General features: G+C 63.9%; 24 protein-coding genes. 8 read left to right on the top strand and 16 right to left on the bottom strand.

Features of this window, described 5'->3' with window-relative positions; all coding sequences use genetic code 11:
* Positions 1–7 precede the first annotated feature (7 nt).
* Positions 8–1,174 (bottom strand): L-rhamnose isomerase, encoded by a 1,167-nt coding sequence (rhaI, locus tag CGK93_RS20780; protein WP_089596457.1) that lies wholly within the window; start codon positions 1,172–1,174, stop codon positions 8–10.
* Positions 1,171–1,599, bottom strand: a complete 429-nt coding sequence (locus CGK93_RS20775) for an L-rhamnose mutarotase (protein ID WP_089596456.1) — start codon at positions 1,597–1,599, stop codon at positions 1,171–1,173. The genes rhaI and CGK93_RS20775 overlap by 4 nt, the downstream gene beginning before the upstream one ends.
* Positions 1,600–1,725: 126 nt before the next feature.
* Here CGK93_RS20775 and CGK93_RS20770 point away from each other — a divergent pair, with 126 nt between their 5' ends.
* Positions 1,726–2,748 carry a LacI family DNA-binding transcriptional regulator gene (locus CGK93_RS20770; RefSeq protein WP_089596455.1) on the top strand — a complete coding sequence of 341 codons (1,023 nt, stop codon included), beginning with the start codon at positions 1,726–1,728 and terminating at the stop codon, positions 2,746–2,748.
* On the opposite strand, the gene CGK93_RS20765 is transcribed toward CGK93_RS20770, so the two are convergent.
* From CGK93_RS20765 to xylA, 8 genes are all read right to left on the bottom strand, one after another.
* On the bottom strand, positions 2,735–3,316 hold the full coding sequence (locus CGK93_RS20765; protein ID WP_089596454.1) for a hypothetical protein: 582 nt from the start codon (positions 3,314–3,316) through the stop codon (positions 2,735–2,737). The genes CGK93_RS20770 and CGK93_RS20765 overlap by 14 nt on opposite strands.
* A 39-nt stretch (positions 3,317–3,355) precedes the next feature.
* A complete protein-coding gene (locus CGK93_RS20760; RefSeq protein WP_089596453.1) occupies positions 3,356–4,267 on the bottom strand; it encodes an aldose 1-epimerase family protein in 912 nt (303 codons plus the stop codon).
* A complete protein-coding gene (gene araA / locus CGK93_RS20755) occupies positions 4,264–5,799 on the bottom strand; it encodes an L-arabinose isomerase (RefSeq protein WP_089596452.1) in 1,536 nt (511 codons plus the stop codon). The genes CGK93_RS20760 and araA overlap by 4 nt, the downstream gene beginning before the upstream one ends.
* Positions 5,800–5,853: 54 nt before the next feature.
* Positions 5,854–6,561: an L-ribulose-5-phosphate 4-epimerase gene (locus CGK93_RS20750; RefSeq protein ID WP_089596451.1), complete on the bottom strand. Its 708-nt coding sequence runs from the start codon at positions 6,559–6,561 to the stop codon at positions 5,854–5,856.
* Positions 6,558–8,318, bottom strand: coding sequence for a ribulokinase (gene araB / locus CGK93_RS20745; protein WP_089596450.1), 1,761 nt, complete (start codon positions 8,316–8,318; stop codon positions 6,558–6,560). Before araB ends, CGK93_RS20750 begins: the two co-directional genes overlap by 4 nt.
* 140 nt (positions 8,319–8,458) lie before the next feature.
* Positions 8,459–9,442 carry a LacI family DNA-binding transcriptional regulator gene (locus CGK93_RS20740; protein ID WP_089596449.1) on the bottom strand — a complete coding sequence of 328 codons (984 nt, stop codon included), beginning with the start codon at positions 9,440–9,442 and terminating at the stop codon, positions 8,459–8,461.
* Positions 9,443–9,511: 69 nt separating this feature from the next.
* Complete coding sequence (gene xylB / locus CGK93_RS20735; protein ID WP_089596448.1) at positions 9,512–10,942, bottom strand: xylulokinase; 1,431 nt, start codon at positions 10,940–10,942, stop codon at positions 9,512–9,514.
* A gap of 85 nt (positions 10,943–11,027) precedes the next feature.
* Positions 11,028–12,215, bottom strand: a complete 1,188-nt coding sequence (gene xylA, locus CGK93_RS20730) for a xylose isomerase (protein WP_089596447.1) — start codon at positions 12,213–12,215, stop codon at positions 11,028–11,030.
* 142 nt (positions 12,216–12,357) lie between these two features.
* Here xylA and CGK93_RS20725 point away from each other — a divergent pair, with 142 nt between their 5' ends.
* Entirely contained in the window at positions 12,358–13,563 is a 1,206-nt protein-coding gene (locus CGK93_RS20725; protein ID WP_198318283.1) for an ROK family transcriptional regulator, read from the top strand.
* A 21-nt stretch (positions 13,564–13,584) separates the two neighbouring features.
* On the opposite strand, the gene CGK93_RS20720 is transcribed toward CGK93_RS20725, so the two are convergent.
* Positions 13,585–14,355 (bottom strand): TetR/AcrR family transcriptional regulator, encoded by a 771-nt coding sequence (locus tag CGK93_RS20720; protein ID WP_089596446.1) that lies wholly within the window; start codon positions 14,353–14,355, stop codon positions 13,585–13,587.
* A 100-nt stretch (positions 14,356–14,455) separates the two neighbouring features.
* On the opposite strand from CGK93_RS20720, the gene CGK93_RS20715 reads away from it, so the two are divergent.
* The 4 genes from CGK93_RS20715 (at position 14,456) to CGK93_RS20700 (ending at position 17,573) form a co-directional block, all read left to right on the top strand.
* Positions 14,456–15,415 carry an ATP-binding cassette domain-containing protein gene (locus CGK93_RS20715; RefSeq protein WP_089596445.1) on the top strand — a complete coding sequence of 320 codons (960 nt, stop codon included), beginning with the start codon at positions 14,456–14,458 and terminating at the stop codon, positions 15,413–15,415.
* On the top strand, positions 15,415–16,176 hold the full coding sequence (locus CGK93_RS20710; RefSeq protein WP_089596444.1) for an ABC transporter permease: 762 nt from the start codon (positions 15,415–15,417) through the stop codon (positions 16,174–16,176). Before CGK93_RS20715 ends, CGK93_RS20710 begins: the two co-directional genes overlap by 1 nt.
* 92 nt (positions 16,177–16,268) lie before the next feature.
* Complete coding sequence (locus CGK93_RS20705; RefSeq protein WP_089596443.1) at positions 16,269–17,345, top strand: YihY/virulence factor BrkB family protein; 1,077 nt, start codon at positions 16,269–16,271, stop codon at positions 17,343–17,345.
* A gap of 18 nt (positions 17,346–17,363) precedes the next feature.
* Complete coding sequence (locus tag CGK93_RS20700) at positions 17,364–17,573, top strand: hypothetical protein (protein ID WP_089596442.1); 210 nt, start codon at positions 17,364–17,366, stop codon at positions 17,571–17,573.
* 19 nt (positions 17,574–17,592) lie between these two features.
* On the opposite strand, the gene CGK93_RS23890 is transcribed toward CGK93_RS20700, so the two are convergent.
* The 4 genes from CGK93_RS23890 to CGK93_RS20685 form a co-directional block, all read right to left on the bottom strand.
* On the bottom strand, positions 17,593–17,763 hold the full coding sequence (locus tag CGK93_RS23890; RefSeq protein ID WP_198318282.1) for a hypothetical protein: 171 nt from the start codon (positions 17,761–17,763) through the stop codon (positions 17,593–17,595).
* Between the two features lie 251 nt (positions 17,764–18,014).
* The gene (locus tag CGK93_RS20695) at positions 18,015–18,857 is read right to left on the bottom strand and encodes a sugar phosphate isomerase/epimerase family protein (protein ID WP_089596441.1); all 843 of its coding nucleotides are present in this window, start codon (positions 18,855–18,857) and stop codon (positions 18,015–18,017) included.
* A complete protein-coding gene (locus CGK93_RS20690; protein ID WP_089596440.1) occupies positions 18,854–20,068 on the bottom strand; it encodes a dihydrodipicolinate synthase family protein in 1,215 nt (404 codons plus the stop codon). The genes CGK93_RS20695 and CGK93_RS20690 overlap by 4 nt, the downstream gene beginning before the upstream one ends.
* Positions 20,068–21,237 (bottom strand): Gfo/Idh/MocA family protein, encoded by a 1,170-nt coding sequence (locus tag CGK93_RS20685; protein ID WP_089597660.1) that lies wholly within the window; start codon positions 21,235–21,237, stop codon positions 20,068–20,070. Before CGK93_RS20685 ends, CGK93_RS20690 begins: the two co-directional genes overlap by 1 nt.
* Positions 21,238–21,431: 194 nt before the next feature.
* Between CGK93_RS20685 and CGK93_RS20680 the strand changes: the two genes are divergently transcribed.
* On the top strand, positions 21,432–22,469 hold the full coding sequence (locus CGK93_RS20680; protein ID WP_089596439.1) for a LacI family DNA-binding transcriptional regulator: 1,038 nt from the start codon (positions 21,432–21,434) through the stop codon (positions 22,467–22,469).
* A complete protein-coding gene (locus CGK93_RS20675; RefSeq protein WP_089596438.1) occupies positions 22,466–23,290 on the top strand; it encodes an alpha/beta hydrolase in 825 nt (274 codons plus the stop codon). Before CGK93_RS20680 ends, CGK93_RS20675 begins: the two co-directional genes overlap by 4 nt.
* A 19-nt stretch (positions 23,291–23,309) precedes the next feature.
* Here CGK93_RS20675 and CGK93_RS20670 read toward each other — a convergent pair whose 3' ends face one another.
* On the bottom strand, positions 23,310–24,083 hold the full coding sequence (locus CGK93_RS20670) for a sugar phosphate isomerase/epimerase family protein (RefSeq protein ID WP_089596437.1): 774 nt from the start codon (positions 24,081–24,083) through the stop codon (positions 23,310–23,312).
* Positions 24,084–24,107: the final 24 nt, after the last annotated feature.

Below are 24,107 nucleotides of genomic sequence, written 5' to 3'. Positions count from 1 at the left end.
TCATGCCTTACGCGCCCCATCCGGCTTGCTGGCCGCCTGCGCGGTCCTCGTTGATTTTCTTCTGGTATCCGCTGGCCTTGTACGCGGCCATCGGGTCGGCGGGGAGGCCGCGGGATTCGCGCCACTCGGCCAGGACCGGGCGGACGTCGGTGTAGAAGGCATCGTTGAAGATGCCGTTGGCGGCCAGGACATCGCCGGCACGCTGTGCCTCGGACAACGCTGCGGTGTCAATGAGCAGGGCGCGGGCGGTCATTTCCTGGACGTTGAGGACCGAGCGGATCTGGCCCGGGATCTTCTCTTCCAGGTTGTGGCACTGGTCCAGCATCAGTGCGACGCCTGAATCCTTGCCGAAACCGCCGCCACGGATGACCTCGTGCATGATGCGGAACAGCTGGAAAGGATCAGCCGCGCCAACAATCAGGTCATCATCGGCGTAGAAGCGGGAGTTGAAGTCGAACGAGCCGAGCTTGCCCAAGCGCAGGAGCTGCATGACGATGAACTCGATGTTGGTGCCCGGAGCGTGGTGGCCGGTGTCCAGGCAGACGAACGCCTTCTCGCCCAGGGCGAGGGTCTGTGCGTAGGAGGTACCCCAGTCCGGAACATCGGTGTGGTAGAAAGCGGGCTCGAAGAACTTGTACTCCAGAACCAGGCGCTGCTCGTCGCCGAGGCCCGCGTAGATCTCCTGGAGAGACTCTGCCAGGCGGTCCTGGCGGCCGCGGATATCGTCCTGGCCCGGGTAGTTGGTGCCGTCGGCCAGCCAGATCTTCAAATCCTTGGAACCGGTGGCGTGCATGATCTCAATGCACTCCAGGTGGTGATCGATGGCACGGCGGCGTACAGATTCGTTGGACGAGGTGAGGGAGCCGAACTTGTACTCGTCATCCTGGAACGTGTTGGAGTTGATGGTGCCCAGCCCCACGCCCAGCCCTGATGCGTACTCGCGCAGTGCAGCGTAGTCATCCACTTTGTCCCACGGAATGTGCAGGGCCACCGTAGGGGCCAGTCCGGTGAGCTCGTGGACCTTGGCGGCGTCGGCGATCTTTTCCTGGACGGTGCGCGGAGTACCCGGGGTGCCGAAGACCTTGAACCGGGTCCCGGAATTTCCGTAGGCCCAGGACGGCACTTCAATGGCCAGTTCCCCTAGACGGCCCAGGGCCGATTCTGTGGTGTTCATGCTTGTTCCTTTTGGTATTCGTGGGCGGCTGAGTCTGTATTAATGTGTGCGCCGGTGACTGTGTCCGTGACGGCATATGGCCCCGTGACGGCGGCTGCGGCGGCAAGTTGGTCCTCAAGGTTGAAAACTTCTTCAACCACCTCGAAGCCCTGGTCCGGTGGAAGATCGCTGTTCGCAAAGAGGGTGGCCATTTCGGCCTGCCAGCGCGCGTTGACCTCTGTCACGGCCATGCGGGCTTGGGCGGCTTCGTAGTCTTCGCACTCCAAGTAGCCGATCAACTGGCCGTCCGGTGCGAGGAACAACGAGTAGTTGTTCCAGCCGGCATCCTTCAGCGCTTTCAGCATTTCCGGCCAGACTGCGGCGTGGCGTTGCTTGTACTCGGCCATCAGTTCCGGGTGGACTGAGGAGCGGAAACAAACCCTCATGTGCGGTTCTCCAGGGTCACTCGTCTTTGAATCGTTTCATTTGTTACGATTCAAATTACCCTCGGAAACGGGAGGGTGTCAAGGCGTTTCCAGCACATTGACGTCAGCCAACGGAGATCGGAAAGCATGTCCCAGACAGCCAGCATCAAAGACGTTGCAACCCACGCCCAGGTAGCAGTGGGAACTGTTTCCAATGTGCTCAACTATCCGGATCGTGTGTCGCAACGAACCAAGGAACGTGTCCTCAAGTCCATCGCAGAACTGGGTTTTGTGCGCAACGACGCCGCCCGCCAGCTCCGCGCCGGGCAGAGCAGGACCATCGGCCTGATTGTGCTGGACGTGGGAAACCCCTTCTTCTCCTCGGTGGCCCGTGCCGCGGAGGATGCTGCTACGGCGCTTGGGAGCGTGGTGCTGGTAGGGGATAGCGGCCAGGACTCCTCCCGGGAAGCCCATTACATTGACCTTTTCCAGGAGCAGCGTGTCCAGGGCCTGCTCATCTCCCCCGTGGGTGACGTGGGGGAGCGCATCGACACCCTGCGCGAACGCGGCGTCCCCACTGTGTTGGTGGATGAACTTGCAGACACCGATCGCTGCAGCTCAGTGTCCGTGGATGACCAGGAAGGCGGGTATCTGGCCGCCAAGCACCTGCTGGACCTGGGCCGCCGTCGTCTGGCTTTTGTTGGTACGCCCTCCATCCGCCAGGTAGCCAGCCGCCTCAAGGGCGCGCAGCGTGCCGTGGCCGAGGTGTCAGGGGCCAGCGTTGAAGTCCTCGACTCCGCCGGGCAGACCGTTCTTGCAGGCCGACAGGTTGGTAACAGCCTGGTGGAACGCGCCCCCGAACTTCGGCCTGAGGCGGTGTTCTGCTCCAACGACCTCTTGGCGCTCGGCGTCATGCAATCCCTGACGATGCTGCGGACCGTCCGGATCCCCGAGGACATCGCGCTTATTGGTTACGACGACATCGACTTCGCCATCTCCGCAGTGGTGCCGTTGTCCTCCATCCGGCAGCCCACCGAGGCCCTGGGCCGTACGGCGATCGAGCTTCTGGCGGAGGAGCAGGAGAGCGGCGGGACCAAGCACCGGTCCGTGGTGTTCACGCCTGAGCTGGTGGTCCGCCAAAGCACTGCGGGTTCGCTTAGCCTCGCTTGACGGTAATGTCCGGGGGCAGCGCCGCGGGGACATCGATCGGCCACCGCCCGTTCGTGGCGATGCGGGACAGGTTCCGTTCGCCGTCCGGGTCGTCGGTATCCACGGGAATGACTACTGCGCTCCGGTCGCCGATCTGGGTTGCCTTGGCGGTCAGGTGGGCGGCTTCCGTTGCCGCAGCGAGGTCGAAAAAGGGTTCCCATTCGGCAGTGGTAACGACGAGGCGTAGTTCTTCGGTGGGCATATATCCCTCTCCGATCGACCAGATGAGGCGGACTACGTAGTCGATGAGAAGGTCGCCGCGTTGGACGCTGTAGCCGGGGTCGATTTCAAACTCCACGGCGTATCCGGTGTTGCTTTTGACGTTTGGCTTGTCTCCTCCGGACCAGTCGGTGACGGTGATGCCAGGCACCGCTTCCAAGGCTTCCCGGGCTTCCGCGAGGGTCTTTCCCGCTTCCGAATCATGTGGCACGGTCTCGCCCGGTGCCGGGATGCCACACGAACTCAGCGCGAGCGTGCCCACAACAGCCACGCCAATAAGTTGCCTGAATCCGGTCTTCACATTCCCCATAGCTTCAACTTCTCATACATTGAGGTGAAGGTCTCGCCGCTACAGGGCGTAGATGCTCCATGACGCCGTGTGCTCGGCGCCCGGTTCCAGCCGGATCAGGTCCGTGCCGCTGTTGAAGGCATCCGGAGGGCAGGTCATGGGTTCCACGGCCAGGCCCAGGCGGTTGGGCAGGGGTGCCGGCTTGTCAGCCGTGTGGATCTGCAGCCACGGGCAGCTTTCGTCCCATGACATCCCGACGCCGGACCCTCCGACGCCGGTGCCCGCCGGGTCCCGCACGGAAAGCCGCGCCAGCCCGCCGTCGAACGTTATGCCTGTGAAGGCGTGGTCGATCTCGGTGCTGCCGACAGCGCGCGGGGAACGGAAGTCGAAAGCGTGGCCTTCAACTGGCAGGACGCCAACGGGCAGGAGCCTGTCCGGGGTGACCTCAAGGAACGAATCGGCGGCAAACTCCAAGACCCACTCATCCAGCGGTGAAGAACCGGCCACGAGGTACGGGTGCGGGCACACGCCGTAGGGAGCGGCGATGTCGGCGGCGTTCCGGGCTGTCACGGAGGTGTGAAGCCCGGCGTCGTCCAGGGCGAACCGTGCCTCAAGCTCCAGGACGAAGGGGTAGCCCGCCGTCGGACCCACCGTGCACGTCAGGGTGAGCGACCCGGCGTCGGACTCCTTCAGCATCCAGTCGAGCGGGAAGGCGAGGCCGTGCAGTGCTGTTTCCCGTTCTGGTTCGTTGACTGGAAGTTGGTGCTTGGTGCCATCGAAAACGTACGCGCCGTCAGCAATCCTGTTGGGCCACGGTGCGGCGATGACGCCGCGGTAGTCCGGGATGGGACCACCTTCCGGAAACGGGACAACCAGGTCCCGGCCCTCGAACTGGAGGACACGAAGGGCGGCCGCGCGGGCGGTCACAACTGCTGTATAACCGCCCGCGCCCAGCGTGAATTCAGTGCTCACAGGCCGCCGGCCAGCTTGTAGTACGCGGCGTTCCAGTTGAGTTCCTTCTTGAACTGTTTGATGGTGGTGCCTTCGTCGATGGTGAGGAGTTCGGTCTTGGCGATTTCGGCGAAGTCCTCGAATACCTCAAGGCCCACCTGCGTGGACAATACCGTGTGGTGCGCGGCACCGGCGGTGAGCCACGCGGCAGCGGAGGTGGCGAAGTTGGGCTTCGGCTCCCAGAGTGCACGGGCCACCGGCAGGTTGGGGAGCGGCTGGTCAAGGTCGACGACGTCCACCACGTTCGCGACCAGGCGGAACCGATCGCGCATATCAGACAGGGCGACGACGATGCCGGGGCCGGCGTCGGTATCGAACACCATGCGGACGGGATCTTCCTTGCCGCCGATGCCCAGCGGGTGGATCTCAACGCGCGGCTTTGTGGCGGTCAGCGACGGGCAGACCTCCAGCATGTGGGCGCCCAGGATCTTCTCGCTACCCGGTTCCAGATGGTAGGTGTAGTCCTCCATAAGCGACGCGCCACCGGGCAGGTCGCCGCCCATCACCTTGGCGGCGCGGACCAGGATGGCTGTCTTCCAGTCACCCTCGGCGCCGAAGCCGTAACCGTCCGCCATGAGGCGCTGGACAGCCATGCCGGGGAGTTGGCGCAGCTCACCCAGGTCTTCGAAGGACGTGGTGAACGCTGCGGATCCGTTGGCTTCCAGAAAGCTGCGAAGGCCCAGCTCGATCTTGGCGCTATACCGCAGCGACTCGTGGCGGGCACCGCCGGCCTTCAGCTCGTCAGCCACCTCATAAAGGCGCTCGTACTCGGCAACCAAGGCGTCGACGTCGGACTCTGCGGCCGTGTGGACAGCCTCGGCGAGCTCGTTGACGGACCAGGTGTTCACCGAGACGCCGAAGCGTAGCTCGGCTTCGGTCTTGTCGCCTTCGGTGACGGCGACGTTGCGCATGTTGTCGCCGAAACGGGTCAGCTTGAGCGTGCGGACGGCGGCCCAGCCGGCCGAGGCGCGCTGCCACGCACCCACTTGGCGGGCAACGTCAGGGTTGCTGACATGCCCGACGACGGTCTTCCGCGGCACACCGAGGCGCGACTGGATGTACCCGAACTCCCGGTCGCCGTGGGCTGCCTGGTTCAGGTTCATGAAGTCGAAATCGATGTCAGCCCAAGGAAGGTCCCGGTTGGCCTGCGTGTGAAGGTGCAGCAACGGCTTGCGGAGCGCATCCAGGCCTTGGATCCACATCTTGGCCGGGCTGAACGTGTGCATCCAGGCGGTCACGCCGATCACGGAGTCATTCGAGTTGGCTTCCAGGGCGGTGCGGCGGATGGCATCGGAATCAGTGAGAACCGGCTTCCACACGAGCTTGACCGGGACGTCGCTGCTGGCGTTCAGGGCGTTGGCAATCTCCTGCGACTGCGCTGCCACCTGCTTGAGGACATCCTCGCCGTAAAGGTGTTGGCTGCCGGTGAGGAACCAGACCTCGTACTGACCCAGGGACGTGTTGTTGGCGGATGTGGTGTTGGCGCTGGGCATTGTGGTGGCTCCTGGGTGCTCTTGGGTTTTCGAGGTGGCTTCTGGATGACCGCGTCAGCGGCCGTAAACGTTCTGGTATCGGTCGTAGAGGGACTCGATCTTGGCCTGGTCGATGGGCAGGGGCTCACCGAGTTGCCGGGAGATATGGACTGTCCGGGCCACTTCCTCACACATCACCGCTGCCTTGACGGCCTCGCGGGCTGACTTGCCGATGGTGAACGGCCCATGGTTCTGCATCAGGACCGCGGGGGAGTTTGAGTTCTTGAGGGTTTCCACGATGCCTTGGCCGATCGAGTCGTCCCCGATCAGCGCAAACGGTCCAATGGGGATGGGGCCGCCGAACTCGTCGCCCATCATGGTCAGCACGCAGGGGATTTCTTCGCCGCGCGCAGCCCAGGCCGTGGCGTAGGTGGAATGCGTGTGGACAACGCCGCCTACCTCCGGCATGTGCCGGTAGACGTAGGCGTGGGCGGCGGTGTCGGAAGACGGCGAGAGGTCCGGGTTGCCCCAGTCCACGGTTCCGGCGCTTCCGGTGTTCATGCCCCTGACCGGGGTGCCGTAGAGGTCGGTGACCACCATGAGCTCCGGTGTGAGGTCGTCGTAGGAAACACCCGATGGCTTGATGACCATGAGGTCGTGCCCGGGGATCCGGCCCGAGACGTTGCCGGCCGTCCAGACCACCAGTTCGTAACGGGTCAGCTCGGCGTGCAGCTCGCAGACTTCCTTGCGGACCCTTGCAATGGTTTCCAGCAGGGTGCTCATGCGGAAGCTCCTTCGAGGGCACTGGACTGGGTGGCTGGGCCTTGTTGTCCCGAACGTTGTCCCGAACGTTGTTCCGAACCCTGGATCGCGGCGCGTTGGATGGCTTTGAGGCGGTGCATGACGTTGTTGGTGCCGCGGCCGAAGTAGTCGTGCAGGGCCTTGTATTCCTGGAAGAGGACCTCGTAGGCCGCCACGTTTTCCGGGATGGGGGTGTAGACCGCGCCGGGAGCTGCTGCCATGGAAGCGGCAGCTTCGCGGATGTCCTTGTACTTCCCGGCAGCGACGGCTGCGTGGATCGCCGAGCCCAGCGCAGGACCCTGCTCGGAACCGATGGTGGAGAGCTGCAGGCCAGTGATGTCGGCGTAGACCTGCATCAGGAATTTGTTCTTCAAAAGCCCGCCCGCCACGATGAATTCCTTGACCGGAACACCGGAATCGCGGAAGGCGTCCACAATGGTGCGGGTGCCGAAAGCCGTGGCTTCCAGCAACGCCCGGTACGTGTCCTCAGGCTTGGTGGCCAAGGTCTGGCCCACCACCACGCCGGAGAGTTCGTGGTCCACCAGTACTGAGCGGTTGCCCGAATGCCAGTCCAGTGCGATCAGGCCGTGCTCGCCGATTGCCTGCTTCTCCGCGAGTTCGGTCAGGTATTCGTGGATACCCAGGCCCTTGTCTGTGGCGGCCTGGTGGTACTCCGGCGGGACGCCGTTCTTGGTGAACCAACCGAAGATGTCGCCAACTCCGGACTGGCCTGCTTCGTAACCCCAGAGGCCGTCCACGATGCCGCCGTCTACGACTCCGCACATGCCGGGGACTTCGCGCAGCACGTCGCCGTTCATGACGTGGCACGTGGACGTGCCCATGATGGCTACGAGCTGTCCGGGTTCCACGGCGTTCGCGGCCGGTGCGCTGACGTGGGCGTCAACATTTCCCACGGCCACTGCGATTCCGGCAGGAAGCCCGGTCCAAGCTGCGGCCTCCTCGGTGAGGTAGCCGGCGGCGTCGCCCAAGCGACCGATGGTGTGTTCCAGCTTTTCCGACACGAAACCCCTGAAATCAGGGTTCAACGCTGCGAGGAAGTCCTCGGACGGGTACTTTCCATCCTGGTAAATGCCTTTGTAGCCCGCGGTGCACGCGTTGCGGACGTAGCTGCCGCAGAGCTGCCACACGATCCAGTCGGCTGCCTCAACCCAGTGATCCATGGCGCCGTAAACTTCCGGGTCCTCCTCCAGAACCTGAAGTCCCTTGGCGAACTCCCACTCCGAGGAAATCAGGCCGCCGTAGCGGGGAAGCCAGGAGTCGCCCTGCTCTTCAGCAAGCTTGTTGATGCGGTCAGCCTGCGGCTGGGCTGCGTGGTGGCGCCACAGCTTCACGAACGCGTGGGGCCGGTCCGCGAATCGTTCCAGTTCGTTCAGCGGCGTGCCGTCCGCCGTCGTCGGGACCATGGTGCAGGCAGTGAAGTCGGTGGCGATGCCCACCACGTTCTTCGGGTTGATTCCGGCATCGGCGACGGCGGCCGGTACAGCTTTGCGCAGGACGTCGCGGTAGTCGTTGGGGACCTGAAGGGCCCAGTCAGCCGGCAGTCGCTGGCCGGAACCCGGGAGCTTTTCCGACACGACGGCGTGCGGATACTCGAACACACCGCTGCCAAGTTCTGCCCCGTCCGATACGCGGACGACGACGGCGCGCCCGGACAAAGTGCCATAGTCCACGCCGATGACGAACTGCTCGTCCAGCGGGAGGAATTCAGAGGTATTCATGGGGTCTCCATCCGGCTGGCCAAGGCCTCATTGCCGGGGGTCGGGGTGGAAAAGTGAAGAAGGTCTGATGCAATTGTTAGCGCTCACAACTTTGATGTCAAGAGCAGTCCCCTGGTTGGGTTCAGGAGCGGGACGTGGGCTTAGTCGGCGAGGGGCGCCGTGGTGGCGCGAATGACCAGGCGCGGCGTCACGGTGGCGGCTGAAACGATGTCGCCGTTCTCCAATCGATCCAGCAGCAGGCCGATGCAGCGCTGGCCGAGTTCCTCAAAGTCCTGCGCCACCGTTGTCAGCGGCGGGATGAAGTAGGCGGACTCGGGTTGGTCATCAAAGCCCACCACGCTGATCTCGGCGGGTACCTGCACGCCGGTCTCGTTGAGGGCACGCAGGACGCCGAGGGCCATCTGGTCATTGGCCACGAAAAGGGCCGTCACTGAACGGTCGGCGGCGATTTTCAGGCCTTCGCGGTAACCGCACTCAGCGCTCCAGTCGCCTTCGATCAAGGTTCCCGGTTCAAGCCCGGCCTCCTTCAGTGCCTCCTGCCAGCCGTCAATACGGGCAGAGGTGTCAATCCAGTCAGCCGGCCCGGAAAGGTGGCCGATCCTCTGGTGGCCGAGACCCAGGAGGTGCTCGACGGCGAGCTTGGCGCCCTGCCGCTGGTCGACGGTGGCGCCGCTGAGGTGTTCGTCGCCGACTGAGCCCACGGCCACCAAGGGCACTGGAACGGTGATGTCCCTCAGGACATCGAAGGTGCCGGGGTGGGGCACAGTCACCACAATGCCGTCAACACCCTGGTCCATGAAGTGGGCGACGGCGTCCTTGATGGTCTCGGGCGTCACTTCCCGCAGGGCTGCGACGCTGACGAAGTAGCCAGCATCCCGTGCCGCCTGCTGGACGCCGAGGAGCGTGTGGGACGGACCGTATTGGGCCATCTCGCTGCCGAGGACTCCGATGGTTTGGGAGCGGCGGGTCACCAGGCTGCGTGCCGCCGTGTTCCGGCGATAACCCAGTTCCGTAATGGCCTCTTCAACGCGCTCGCGGGTCTTGGCACTCACGTTGGGGTGGTTGTTCAGCACCCGGGAAACGGTCTGGTGGGAAACCCCCGCCACGCGGGCAACGTCCTCCATGACAGGCGGACGGGCTGGTGCAGATTGATCTGAGCTCACCCTGTCACGATAGAGCACCGACAGCCACGATCAGCTCATGGCCACCTTGGCGGCGTACTGGCGGTACCTCGTCAGGAAGGGGGCAGTCCCGGCGATTTCCCGGGGTTTCACGTCCACGCCATCCAACGGCCACTCAGGCAACTGGCCCGTGAGGACGCCTGCCGCTTGGCGGGCAGCGCCGTCGGCGACATATTCACCGGGGCGGGGTACGAACACCGGCAGTCCAAAGGCCGAAGCAGCCACCTGCTGGACGGCCTCCGATTGCGCACCTCCACCCACCAGAATGATGCGCTGCGCGGAGACGCCCTGTGCCTGCAGCGCCGCCAACCCGTCCGCCAGTGCACACAGCACGCCCTCCACTGCGGCGCGGGCCAGGTTGGCCGGCGTGTAGTTGGAGACCGTGATGCCGTGGAGTGAGCCCGTGGCATCAGGCAGGTTGGGTGTCCGTTCGCCCTCGAAATACGGCACCAAAGTCAGCCCACCAGCACCCTCTGGAGCGGAGAGCGCCAGGACGCCCAGTTCCTCTAAACCTACGTCGAGCAATGCGGCCGTGGCATCAAAGACCCGTGTCGCGTTGAGCGTGCAGGCGAGGGGAAGGAAGTTGCCCGTGGCATCGGCGAAACCGGCAACCAGTCCACTGACATCCTGCGCCGGAACGTCCGACACTGCGAATACGGTCCCGGATGTTCCGATGGAAATAACAACGTCGCCGACGGCTGCGCTGACGCCCAGACCTGCTGCGGCGTTGTCACCTGCTCCGGGCCCGATCAAAGCGCCGCCGGGTGTCTTGCCCGCAACTTCCAAGGGCCCGGCCACGGCGGGCAGGATGGGCACATGGCCGAGCGTGCTTTCGAGCACCTCCGGCAGATACTCGCCGTTGCTGGCCGAGAAATAGCCCGTGCCTGAAGCGTCGGACCTGTCGGTGCGCAGGAGTTCCAGCGATGCTGGTCCGCTGCCAGGGCCGTGTCCGGCCAGCCGCCAGGAAAGCCAATCGTGCGGCAGGCACACGGCGGCGGTGCGTCGGGCGTTTTCTGGTTCGTTCCGGGCCAGCCAGCGGAGTTTGGTGGCCGTCAACGAGGCCACAGGAACGGTTCCTGTGCGGGACGCCCAGCTCGCGGCCCCGGCAGCAGCGTCGCCACTGCCGGCTTCAAGGATCAGCTCTTCTGCGTCGGGCGCGGAGCGTGTGTCGTTCCATAGAAGGGCGGGACGTACGACATTCCCGGCGTCGTCGAGACACACCATCCCGTGCTGCTGGCCGCCCACGGAGACGGCGTCGACGTCGTCCAGGCCGCCTGCCTCTCTGATGGCTTCCTGAAGGGCTGTCCACCAATGATCAGGATGGACTTCCGTGCCCTCTGGATGGGGCGCCCGGCCTTGGCGCACCAACGCGCCGGTGGCGGAGTCCCGGATCACCACTTTGCACGACTGGGTGGAGCTGTCGATCCCGGCTACGAGAGGCATACGTTTGTTCCTTTGGCGAACCGGAGCCGGGCCCCAAACCAAAGTTTGGCGGCCCGGCGGCGGGGCTGTGACGGGTGGGTGTGGTTTAGCGGGCGCCGAGCAAGTGCTCGATGGCCAGCTGGTTGAGTCGGACGAAGGCGAACGAGCGCTCGGCGGCCTGATCGGCGTCGAACGTTTCGAAAGCGCTGGCGTCAGCCAGCAGGTCCGCAGTGGTTTCTCCGGCGTTCAAGGTGGGCTGGCCCAATTCGAAGACTCCGGACGTGGCGAGGGCCTCCTGGACTGCGGGATCCGCGCGGAAAGCAAGAGCGCGTTCCTTCAGCAGGAGGTACATGGACATGTTGGACTTGGCTGATTCCCATACGCCGTCGTAGCCGTCGGTGCGGGAAGGCTTGTAGTCGAAGTGGCGGGGGCCGTCGTACGTGGGTCCGCCGTTGGGGAAGCCGTTCTCCAGCAGGTCCACCGTGAAGAAGGCGCTGGTGAGGTCGCCATGGCCGAAGACCAGGTCTTGGTCGTACTTGATGCCCCGCTGGCCGTTCAAGTCGATGTGGAAGAGCTTGCCTGCCCACAGGGCCTGGGCAATGCCATGGGTGAAGTTCAGCCCGGCCATCTGCTCGTGGCCCGTCTCCGGGTTGAGGCCCACAATGTCGCCGTGTTCCAGCTGGGCAATGAATGCCAGACCGTGTCCAACGGTGGGGAGGAAGATGTCGCCGCGGGGTTCGTTCGGCTTCGGTTCCAGCGCAATCCGGAGGTCGTAGCCCTTTTCCTTGATGTAGCCGGCCGCGGTGTCCACGCCTTCCTTCATGCGGTCCAGCGCTGCGGACAGGTCCTTGGAACCGTCATATTCGCTGCCTTCGCGGCCGCCCCACATCACGAACGTTTCGGCGCCAAGCTCGGCGGCGAGGTCGATGTTGCGCAGGATCTTGCTCAGGGCGAAGCGGCGGATCGAACGATCGTTGGAGGTGAAGCCGCCGTCCTTGAAAACGGGGTGGCTGAACAGGTTGGTGGTGACCATTGGCGTCTTCAGGCCGGTCTCTGCCAAAGCGGCCTTGAAGTTCTTGAGGATAAGGTCGCGTTCGGATGCGGTGGCATCGAAAGGAATCAGGTCATTGTCGTGGAAAGTGATGCCGTAAGCACCAAGCTCGCTGAGCTTGTGCACTGCTTCCACCGGGTCCAGGGCCGGGCGAGTGGCAACACCGAAGGGGTCGGCGCCGGTCCAACCGACAGTCCAGAGGCCAAAGGTGAAGCGGTCCTGCGGGGTGGGCTGCGGGGTCATTTTGCTCCTTTGCAAAGCACTGGGGGAGGAGGCGAAGAAAAGCACTCCAATTAGTTTTCAATCTGAACTATATGGGGGATGATGGATCATGGTCAATGGAAGCCAGCAACAATTTTTCACATCCGCAGGGAGTCCCACGCCAATGAACGAGTCAGCAGCGCCCGGCCGCGTCGGCGATGTCCGTCGTCGAAATCTTTCGCTGGTCATGGACTCCATTGCGCGCACAGGCGATGCGAAGCCCAGCCGCGCGCAGCTCGCGGCGGGCACGGGGCTGACCAAGGCGGCGGTTTCCAGCCTGGTGGCGGATCTGGTGGAATCGGGCCTTGTTTCTGAAGTGGGCCTCTACCGCGACGGCGAGCGGGGAAGGCCCGGCCAAGGGCTGGAACTCAGCTCACGCCGTGGCGTGGTGGGGATGGAAATCAACGTGGACTATCTGGCTGTGGGACTGGTGGACCTGGGAGGCAATCTCCGCTTCCACTCCACCGTTGAGTCACGGAACCGGGGGATGGCGCCCGGAGACGTCATGGAACGGCTGCGGGACCTGGTGGCCGAAGCCGTTGCCGCAGCGGCGGCCGAAAAGGTCGCCATCCTGGGTGGCGGACTGGCCGTACCGGGCCTGGTGGATGAGCAGCGGAACATCGTCCTTTCCGCCCCGAACCTGCACTGGGAGAATGAGCAACTGGACCCGGGCTCGTTGCTCGAAGGCGCGCCACTTGGCGTCCGGCTGTCCAACGAGGCCAACAGTGCAGCTCTTGGCGAGCTTTGGTACGGCAATGGCCCTGCGGACTTTCTCTATGTCTCCGGTGAAGTGGGTGTTGGTGGCGGTGTCATCATCGGCTCGGACCTCTACCTTGGGCCCGGGGGGTCAGCGGGCGAACTGGGCCACATTGTGGTCCACCCGGAGGGGCCTGCGTGTTCCTGCGGTGGGGCGGGGTGCCTTGAAACCTTCGCTGGCCAGGAGGCCATCTTCGACGCGGCCAGCATTCCCGAAGGCTCCCTGGGTGAACGAACTGCGCAGCTTCTCGCCGCTTTGGCCGCCCAGGATCCGAACGCATTGAAGGCAGTTCACGACGCCGGGCGGTATTTGGGTGTCGCGCTCGCCTCTTCAGCCCGCTTGATGGATATTGACGCCATAGTCCTCGGTGGACACTTTGCCTTGCTGGCGGAGTGGCTGAGGCCGGCGTTGCTGGCCAGCTTGGAGCGCTACGCGCCTGGGCTGCTGGAACCGAAAAACCTGACCGTATCCGGCCTTGAGCATTCCGGGACGCTCCTGGGCGCTGCAGGCCAAGTGATCCGGTCTGTGATTGAGTCGCCGTTCGAGTTCCTTTTGGCGAGCAAGCTGGCGTAGCCCACTCGGAGGAGTCGGGGCTTAATCCTGACGGTCGATGGGCTCGCGGCGCACCATAAGAGCCTCCATGCCGTCCAAGTAGCGTTCCAGCGCGAAGCTGAGCTCGTCCCCGGCGTCTTCCATGACGGCAAGCCCGGGGTCGCTGAACAGGCCCAGGACTTCGCGATGTTCTTTAGGGTCAAGGAGTTTGAAGAGTAAGCCCACGTAGGACTCAAAGGCTGCAGGCGAATCATTGTCAGCCACGTCGAGTTCCATCCGGGTGCTGGAGCGAACCAGGTTGGCCAGCATCAGGGCGGAATTGAGCTTCTCCGATGCCGTCAATGGAGTGGGGGCGAGGGCCCGTAGAAGCTGTTCCAGCCAGAGAAGCTCGTGGGGTGAAGCTGGAGGGCCGGTGACAGGGTAGTCGAGGATCCAGGGATGCTTCCGGTAGCGCTGTTCTATGGCTTTGGCCCACCTGCGTGTGCCGGTTCGCCAGTCAGGCTCGTCACTTTCGGTGGCAGGGGATGCGACAAAGTCCGGCTCACCGAATGCCGCGTCCACTATGAGGACCAGAAGCTCTTCCTTGGAGCGCAAGTGGCGGTACAGGGACATTGACGTAAAGCCAAGGTCCTTGGCCACCCGCGCCATGGAAACGGCGGCCAGCCCTTCGCTGTCCGCAAGACGGATGGCGGCCTCCACGATCCGGGCAGGGCTTAGTTCCGCTTTGGCGCCCCGGGTGGAGGGCCGTTCAAGACCCCAGGCAATCGCGATGCCAGGAGGCAGTTCCATGGCGTCGGGCTTCTTGTGTGGCATGGCTTCCTTCCTTCACAGCCAGCCTAACTGTTTCGGGTATACACAAATAAACTGTTTATGCTATAAACAGTTTATGCCGTAAACACTTGGAGGGTGTTCGATGAGTACTGGATTGGCGCTGGATGTTTCAGATCTTCGAAAAAGCTATGAAGGAAAAGCCGCGTTGGACGGCATCAGCTTGACGGTCCCGGCAGGTAGTGTTTTTGCCTTGCTCGGGCCCAACGGGGCAGGTAAATCTACGCTGGTGGCTATCCTTACGACGCTGTTGCGCGCCGATGGCGGGACGGCCACCGTGGGAGGGTTCGACGTCGGGCGTCAGGCCGCCGCTGTCAGGAACCTCATCAGCGTCACCAGTCAGGCGTCAGCGGTGGATGACTTCCTCACCGGCAGGGAAAACCTGACCATGATCGGCCGACTGCATCTCCTGGGCGGTGCGAAGGCCAACAGTCGGGCTGATGAGTTGCTGCGGGACTTTGATCTTCACGAGGCAGCGGGTCGTAAGGTATCCACCTACTCAGGAGGAATGGTCCGGCGTTTGGATCTTGCCATGAGCCTGGTGCGGCAACCGGAGATTCTCTTCCTGGACGAGCCCACCACGGGGCTGGACCCGCGAAGCAGGCTGGCGGTGTGGAATGCCGTGCGGACTTTGTCGGAGCAGGGCGTCACAGTGTTCCTGACCACCCAGTATCTTGAAGAGGCTGATCAGTTGGCGGACTCCATTGCCGTATTGAATGACGGGCGCATCATGGCGCAGGGAACGGCCGAGGAGTTGAAGCGGTTGGTACCCGCCGGCCATGTGGAGTTCGGCTTCCAGGACCCACAGGACTTTGGCAAGGCAGTGGCTCTGATCCGAAGCGAAAGTGGAGGTGCGGACGCTGCCCTGAGCTACGATGCTGAGCTGCTCACCGTCCGCATGGGAACCGCTGACAGTGCCGCGGCAATCACCTCTGTTATTGCCGTCCTCGGTACTGCGGGATGCACGGCCAGTAGTATTTCGATCATCAAGCCCACGCTGGATGATGTCTTCCTGGCGTTGACGGCAAAGCAGGAGGCGCGGTGATGACTGCGGTATTCCTGTATGTCGCGAACACGCGAACCATGGTCGGGCGCGAACTTTTCCGCACGATGAGGACCGTGGATTCCATCGTGATCTCACTGATGGTGCCCGTGGGCATCCTGTTTGCCTTCGTCTGGGTGTTCGGCGGCGCCATTCAATCCGGCGGAGGCTACGTGAATTACGTGATGCCGGGACTTCTGCTCATGTGTGCGGCCTTTGGGTCGTCACAAACTGCTGTGAGCGTGGCCCAGGACATCACGTCCGGCGTGGTGGACCGGTTCCGGACCATGCCTATTGCGGGGTCCACCGTATTGGCGGGCCATGTGGTGGCCAGTACGCTGCGGAATCTGGCTACGAGTGCGGTACTGGTGGGCTGCGCCCTTGTCCTGGGGTTTCGGCCGCAGGCAACCGTTGGGGGCGTTCTTGCGGCGGTTGCGTTGCTTCTGGCTTTCGTCCTTGCCTTCACCTGGCTGTCCACCCTGGCGGGGCTGCTCCTCAGTCCGGAAGCTGCCAGCGGCCTCACGAGTATCACCATTTTCCTGCCCTATGTCAGCAGTGCTTTCGTGAAGCCGGAAACCATGCCGTCGTGGTTGCAGGGCTTCGCCGAGCACCAGCCGTTTACGCCGGTCACCGAGGCCCTGCGGGCTTTCCTGCTGGGCGGCGATGCTGGAGCCTCGGGGTGGCTCGCCGCGGCTTGGTGCCTTGGCCTTGGGCTGGCAGGGTGGGTGGGGGCCGCGATAATCTTCCGGGGTCGCCGGCGGTAATTCGGCGTGGGTTCTTCCGCATGATTCATCAGCATGCTTACTATTGATGGGTCAGTTGTTCGCGAAAACCCAACCCCACGGACGAGTGCCCCATGACTACTCAAGACTCAGCCCACACCAGCACTGCCAAGGCTCAGACCGCACCTTCCCCGGAAGATTCGCGCAAGCCTGACAGTCCCAACGACCTCGCCAAACCCACGTGGATGTACATCGCCAAGCGGACGCTCCGGGAGTTCAGTAAGGATCAATGCCCCGACGCCGCTGCGGGCCTGACGTATTACGCAGTCCTCTCCCTGTTTCCAGCCCTCCTGGCGCTGGTTTCCCTGATCGGAATCTTCGGAGACGCCGGCAAGACGACGTCGTCATTGCTGGATATAGTCCAACAGTTCGCGCCGGGGCCCGGCGTTGACGCCATGCGCCAGCCGATCGAGGAACTGACGCAGTCGAACACGGCAGGCTTTGCGTTAATCCTGGGCATTGTGGTGGCGCTCTGGTCCGCTTCCGGCTACACCACAGCCTTCAGCCGGGCCATGAACCGGGTCTATGAAGTGGACGAAGGCCGTGGTTTCATCAAGCTCCGGGGGACCATGCTCGCCGTCACCATCGTTGCGGTAGTCGGTGCCGCGCTTGCCGCAGCCATGCTGGTTTTGAGCGGTCCCGTGGCTGAAGCCATTGGCGGCGCCATCGGATTGTCGGAGACCTTCCTGACCGTCTGGAACATTGCCAAGTGGCCGGTCCTCATTCTGGTAGTTATCGTCATCATTGCGGTGCTGTACTACTTCACGCCCAATGTGAAGCAGCCCAAGTTCCGTTGGATGAGCATGGGCTCCCTGATCGCCTTGGTGATCTTCGCCCTCGCGTCGCTGGGCTTCGGCTTCTACGTCGCCAACTTCAGCAACTACAACAAGACCTACGGCGCCCTGGCCGGCGTGATCATCATGCTGCTCTGGCTCTGGATCCTGAACATGTCCTTGCTGTTCGGAGCGGAGTTCGATGCCGAGATGGAACGCGGACGCCAGTTGCAAGGAGGAATTGAAGCCGAAGAAAGCATCCAGTTGCCGCCGCGCGATACCAAGAAGAGCGACAAGATGCAGGAAAAGGAAGACCAAGTCATCCGGGATGGCGAAGAAATCCGCGAAACCCACGGCGACGAACCGCAGAAGAAATAGTGCATTGGAGAATCAACGGTGAATGCTGACGGCAGGAACAAGAAACTCAAAGCCATCCGGCATGGGGACAGCGTCCGGATCAGCGGTGAGGTTTTCCGGGTGGGCTCCGTGCAACCCCTCGAAGGATCGCGGAACATCAGCCTTGAACTGCAAGGGCCCGACGGCGGTTCGGTCACCTTCATCGGCCTGCCGGGGGCCAAGGTTCAGCTTGCCGCGCGAGCTTCCTGAACCGGCCTTCTGAAACGGCTCAGGCTTCAGCGGGGAAGCCCTGATCGGCGTCATCCCACCAGCCCTCCCAAGCGCTGGAGGTCAGACGCGCGGTAACAGCGGGGGAGTGCTCGGGGCTGGCTTCGCCGGACGGGCCGCTCTGGCTGCTGCTGGCATCGAGGAAAAAGCTGAGCGTCTTCAAGAGCATCATGGTGGTGTCCTTTCAGTGGTTTCGTGGACTTCTTTGTCCAGGTAAAACCAGCGTATGTGGCCATTGTTTCCGCCCATCGACGCAATGTTTCAGCTGTGTACCTTTTATCTCACCTGCTCTTTCGAGGACTCACAGCCGACACAAATCAGGACACCAAAAAGCGGGCCCCTGCCGTGACCGTGGCAGGAACCCGCTGGTTTTTGGAGCGATCCTCCCGCGGAGCTTAGGGCATCCGCGGGAGGATCACGTTGTTACGCGAACGGGAGAACGAGCTCCGCGTAGCGCTGCTTCATGGTCTCCAGGACGGTGTCGCCGTTGGCGTCCCAGATCTCCTGGTTGAAGATTTCAACCTCGATGTCGCCCTTGTAACCGGCGTCCCTGACCCAGGTGCCGATGGTGGCGAAGTCGATGACGCCGTCGCCCATCATGCCGCGGGACAGCAGCGCGTCAGCGGCGATCGGCAGGTTGAAGTCGCACACCTGGTAGGAGGCGATGCGGTTCTCGCTGCCCGCACGTTCGATCTGCGCCTTCAGTTCCGGATCCCACCAGACATGGAAGGTGTCGACGGCGACGCCAACAGCCTTTGCGTCGTACGGCGCGGCGAGGTCGAGTGCCTGGCCGAGGGTGGAGATGAGCGCGCGGTCAGCGGCGTACATCGGGTGCAGCGGTTCCAGCACCAGGCGCACACCGTTTTCGGAAGCGAACGGAACCAGTTCCTCGAGCCGGTCAGCGACGCGCTGGCGTGCCGCCACCACGTCCTTCTCGCCCGGGGCGAGCCCGCCAACCACCAGGAACAGTTCCTGGGTGTCCAGGGCTACGGCTTCGCGGACGGCCTCGAAGTTGTCAGCCAGGGCAGCGGCCTGTCCCTCGGCATCGGCCGCGGTCAGGAAACCACCACGGCAGAGCGAGGAAACGCGGAGACCGGCATCCTTGATGAGCTTGGCTGCCTTGTCCAGTCCGGCCTCGGCCACGCGGTCGCGCCACGGTCCGATCGCGGGAATGCCGGCACGTGCGCAGCCGTCAACGGCTTCAGCAAGCGTCCACTTCTTGGTGGTGGCGCTGTTCAGCGAAAGCCGGGAGAAGTCCGCGCTCATGCGCCCACCCCGTTGATCCGCAGGAAGTCGGACATCCGGAACGCGGCCAGCGACGGATCCTTCAGCAAACCGGCCTGATCTGCCAGTTCGAAGGTCTTGGCCAGGTGCAGGACCGAGCGGCCCGAGTGCAGGCCGCCCACCATCTGGAATCCGGGCTGCTTGCCGTTGAGCCAGGACATGAACGCGATGCCGGTCTTGTAGTAGAACGTGGGTGCGCTGAAGATGTGCTTTCCGAGCTCTCGGGTGGAGTCCAGGATGGCGCGACCCTCGGCGCCCTGGCCGGCGTCGTACTTCTGCAACGCGACCGAAGCGGCCGGGTAGATGGCAGCGAAGATGCCCAGCAGAGCGTCCGAGTGGTGCGTTTCGTCGCCGTCGATCAGTTCCGGGTAGTTGAAGTCGTCGCCGGTGTAAAGACGGACTCCTTCCGGAAGGTTGGCGCGGAGGGCCACCTCATGTGAGGCGTCCAGCAGCGAAACCTTCACGCCGTCAACCTTGTCCGAGTGCTCGCGGATCAGGCTGAGGAACGTTTCGGTAGCAACGGAGACGTCGTCAGAGCCCCAGTACCCAGCCAGCGCGGGGTCGAACATGGTGCCCAGCCAGTGCAGGATGACCGGCTGGTCAACTTCCTGAAGGAGCGTCGAGTAGACGTGCAGGTAGTCGTCGGCGCCGTTGGCGACCTTGGCCAAGGCACGGGAGGCCATGAGGATGACTTTGGGTCCTGCTTCACTGACGACGGCGACCTGCTCGCGGTAGGCGTCGATGACAGCCTGGATGCCCGCTGCGCCCTCGGGGAGGGCTGCGATATCCAGCTGATCGGTGCCTGCGCCGCAGGAAACGAGGTCGCGGACGGACTTGCCAGTAATGGCGGCGTTGCCCGAAGCCACCACGGAAGCGGCTTCGGCACCCGTGCGCTTGATGAGCTGCTGGGTGGCGGCCCAGTCAAGGCCCATGCCGCGCTGCGCAGTGTCCATGGCGTCGGCTACGCCCAGCCCGTAGGACCAGAGCTCGTGCCGGTACGCCAGGGTGGCGTCCCAGTCGAGCTGCGCCGGGGCGCCGGGGGTGTTGTCGGCTGCGACCTCGGGGATGACGTGCGCTGCGGCGTAGGCGCGGCGGGCGGTCAGCGGTGCTGTCGGCTTGACCCACGCGGTGGCGGGCTGAAGGCGGTACTCGCGGGTGCCGCCGTCGTAGGTAGGAAGAATCAGTGACGTCATTAGAGGGTGATCTCCGGGATGTCGATGGTGCGGCGCTCGGCCGAGGACTGGAGGCCGAGCTCGGCCAGCTGCACGCCGCGGGCTGCGGAGAGCAGGCCGAAGCGGTGTTCGCGGCCGGCAACGACGTCGCGCAGGAATTCTTCCCACTGCAGCTTGAAGCCGTTGTCCAGCTCAGCGTTGGCGGGAACTTCCTGCCACTGGCTGCGGAAGGATTCGGTGACGGGCAGGTCCGGGTTCCAGACGGGCTTGGGGGTGTGGGCGCGCTGCTGCGCAACGCACTTGTTCAAACCTGCGACGGCGGAACCGTGCGTGCCGTCGATCTGGAACTCCACCAGTTCGTCGCGGTAGACGCGGACGGCCCAGGAGGAGTTGATCTGGCCGATGACGTCGTCGCCGCCCGGGGTAACGAGCTCGAAGATGCCGTAGGAGGCGTCGTCGGCGGTGGCCTTGTATTCCTTGCCGGCCTCATCCCAGCGGGCGGGGATGTGCGTGGCGGTCTTGGCGTTGACGCTCTTGACCTTGCCGATGATGCCTTCAAGGACGTAGTTCCAGTGGCAGAACATGTCCGTGGTCATTCCACCGCCGTCTTCCTTGCGGTAGTTCCAGGACGGGCGCTGTGCAGCCTGGACGTCGCCTTCGAAGACCCAGTAGCCGAATTCGCCGCGGATGGAGAGGATGCGGCCGAAGAAGCCTTCGTCCACCAGGCGGCGGAGCTTCACCAGGCCGGGGAGGTACAGCTTGTCGTGCACGACGCCTGCGGTGACGCCGGCGTCCTTGCCGATTTGTGCCAGCTCGATGGCCTCTTCCAGGGTCTCGGCCGTGGGCTTCTCGGTGAAGATGTGTTTGCCGGCGCGCATTGCCTTTTTCAGGGTGGCGGCGCGGAGGCTGGTCATGGAAGCGTCAAAGATGATGTCAACGGTGGGATCGGCGATGACGGCGTCCAGGTCGGTGGTCCATTCGGAGACCTTGTGGAGCTCGGCGAGTTCGCGGATCTTGGCTTCGTTGCGGCCTACCAGGATCGGTTCAACCTGAACCTTGGTGCCGTCTTCCAGGGTGAAGCCGCCGGCGTCGCGGATGGGGAGGATGGACCGCAGCAGGTGCTGGCGGTAGCCCATACGGCCGGTGATGCCGTTCATGGCGATGCGGATCGTCTTTGTTTCGTAGCCCATGTTTTCTCCAGTGCCTTGTGTGCCGGTCGCGGTGCGGAAGCCGGTGCTTGCAGTTCCAGTGGGAAAGCGCATTCCCGTTGCAATCGATCATGCACCATGACTCGCCGGATTGGCAAGCGCTTTCCCAAAACTCGCGGAAGACTGACATAATTTCCCTAGCGCCAGTCCCGACGCTTGCAGACAAGGAGGGCCCCGTGGCCGCCAGCACACTGAGTGAAGTTGCCCGTTTGGCCGGGGTCTCCCTGGCCACCGCATCCAGGGTCCTCAACGGCTCATCCCGGAAGCCCGCCGAAGACATTGCCGAACGCGTCCGCGAGGCCGCCGACAAGCTCGGCTACGTGCCCAACGCGCAAGCGCAGGCGTTGGCCAAGTCGAGTTCGGGCTTGATCGGACTGGTTGTCCACGACATCGCCGATCCCTACTTCTCTGCGATCGCCCGCGGAGTCCAGGAAGCCGCCCGTCAGCAGAACCGCATGGTGCTCCTGGCCACCACTTCCGGGGCTCCTTCGGATGAAAAAGAGGCCGTGGCAGCCTTCGCTGCGCGTCGCGCCGACTCGATCGTCATTGCCGGTTCGCGCTCCGTGCGGGCTGAGGACAAGCAAGGAAATACCGAGCTGGCCGCCGAGCTGGACCGCTATTGCCGCAATGGCGGCCACGTGGGGGTTGTTGGCCACCCGGTGGTGGGCGCGTCCACGAGCGAGGGCTACCACGTGGTGAAAGTCCCCAACGAGGAACTGGCTGCGGGCCTCGCTGTGGAATTGGCCGCCACGCATGACGGTGCTTTCCTGATCATTGCCGGACCCGAGGGCCTCTACACATCAGACGACCGTGTCCGCGGTTTCCAGCGCGGGCTCGCGGACGCTGGGAGGCCCGCCGCCGAGGTGATCCGCACTGGATTCAACCGGGCCGGCGGATATGAAGCCGGCCAGGCGCTTGCCGAACGGATCAAGTCCTCCAATCAACGCCTCTGCATCTTTGCCGTCAATGACGTCATGGCCATCGGCGTTACGGCGGCGCTTCGGCCGGAGGGCGTGTGGATTCCCCGCGACGCCACCATCGCCGGTTTCGACGACATTGAAACCCTGCGCGACTTCCGGCCCGCACTGTCCACCGTGCACCTGCCGCTCGAAGATATTGGCAGGCTCGCTGCGGGAGATCCGGATACTCCTCCCGTCAGCGGCGCGGTCAAGCTCCGCCGCAGCACCGAAACTCCGGTGGAATCACAGGTATGACGACGGCGGGGCCGCCAGCGCAGGCGCCGTCACCAACCCAGCCGCCACCAACCCAGCTGCCACCAGCGCAGGCGCCCCGGGCGCTGACGGTGATTCCCGCCGTCGAACGTTCCACTGGTGCTGCGCGTTCCACTCAAGCTGCGCCAGCCATCCTGGTGCTTCCCGGCGGGGGTTACGCGAAGCAGGCAGAGCACGAGGCCGAGCCAGTGGCGGAATGGCTGGCTTCATTGGGAATCCACGCGTTCGTGCTGCGCTACCGGGTGGCGCCGGATCAGCACCCGGCCCCGTTGGTGGATGCCAAGCAGGCGATGCTGTGGATCCGCAACGGCGACCACGGCCTGAAGGTGGACACGTCGAAGGTGGGGGTCCTGGGGTTTTCGGCCGGCGGGCATCTCGCGTCCACGTTGTCCGTGGAGGTAGCCACCGGTGATCCTTCGCTGGATACCGTCGAGGCTGTCCCGGACCTCAGCATCCTCTGCTATCCGGTCATTTCGTTCGTGGATTCGGTCCATCAAGGGTCCGTAGACAACCTCGCCGGACCAGGTGCCGCCCCTGAGGTCCTGCGGGAACTTTCCACGGATCTGCGCGTCAAGCCAACAACGCCGCCGGCGTTCCTCTGGCATACCGCCGACGACCAATCCGTCACCATCAGCCACAGTCTCGCTTATGCCGGCGCGCTCAGTAGGGCCGGTGTCCCGGTGGAACTGCATGTCTTCCCGCATGGCGTCCACGGCCTTGGCCTGGCTTCGGGAACGGCCGGCGCGGATCAGTGGCCGGCGCTCTGCGCATCATGGCTTGGCCGTCGGGGCTGGACTAAGTAACTGCCATGAGTTCGCGGTGTCAGTCCTCGCCCAGGGTGATGGTGTGGAGGAATGAGGCGTCGTTGATGACGTTGTCCGGAAGGTCGTCCTGGACGAATTCCAGCATGATGTCCAGGTCCTTGCCGTGTCCGCGCAGGACGTCGGTGACGGTCTGCCACAGCAACTTCCGGTTCCGCAGCGGGAAGCGTTCGGCAACCGGCCCCCAGGAGAAGCAGTGGACGCCCACCACGTGGGGGAGGACTTCGTGAAGGGACTCCAGCGCCTGCTGGTCTGAAAGTCCGACGGCGGGCTGCCAGTAAGTGCCGACGTTGGCATGGTTCACCCGGTTCAGTAACTCCAGGGTGGTGGCGGGCGAGTCGGTGAGGGTGTTGCCGTGATACTCAAACGCGATGGCGATGCCATGGGCGGCCGCGAGATCCGCAATCCGCTGCGTGTCCTTCACAACTGCGTCCCAGTGTTCCTGGCTGGCGCCGGCCGAACCCTGTTCGCCGGCCCACACCCGGATTCGCGGGGCGCCGAGCGCCGTGGCGAGGTTCAGGACCCGATCGAAATCTCCGAAGGCACCGCAGCGGTAGTACGAGCCGAGCGATAGAACCGTGAGTCCTGCCGCTTCAGTTGCTTCTTTTGCGTGCGCCGCGGACGCCGTGTCGCTGACGTGCACATCAGTACCCCACTCGATGCCGGCCAGGCCTGCGTTCGATGAAATACGGACCACCTCGTCAATCCCGTGGGAGCGGAGAGTCACGGAACAGATGCCAGGGGTGAGGTCAGCCAGCGTGGTGAGGTCGATCATGTTTACAGGATACGGGGAATGCGC

The organism is Arthrobacter sp. YN (assembly GCF_002224285.1).
In the GTDB taxonomy this organism is placed as follows: Bacteria; Actinomycetota; Actinomycetes; order Actinomycetales; family Micrococcaceae; genus Arthrobacter.
Note: the sequence above shows the minus strand (reverse complement) of the source record. Positions and strands in the feature narration are given on the sequence as shown.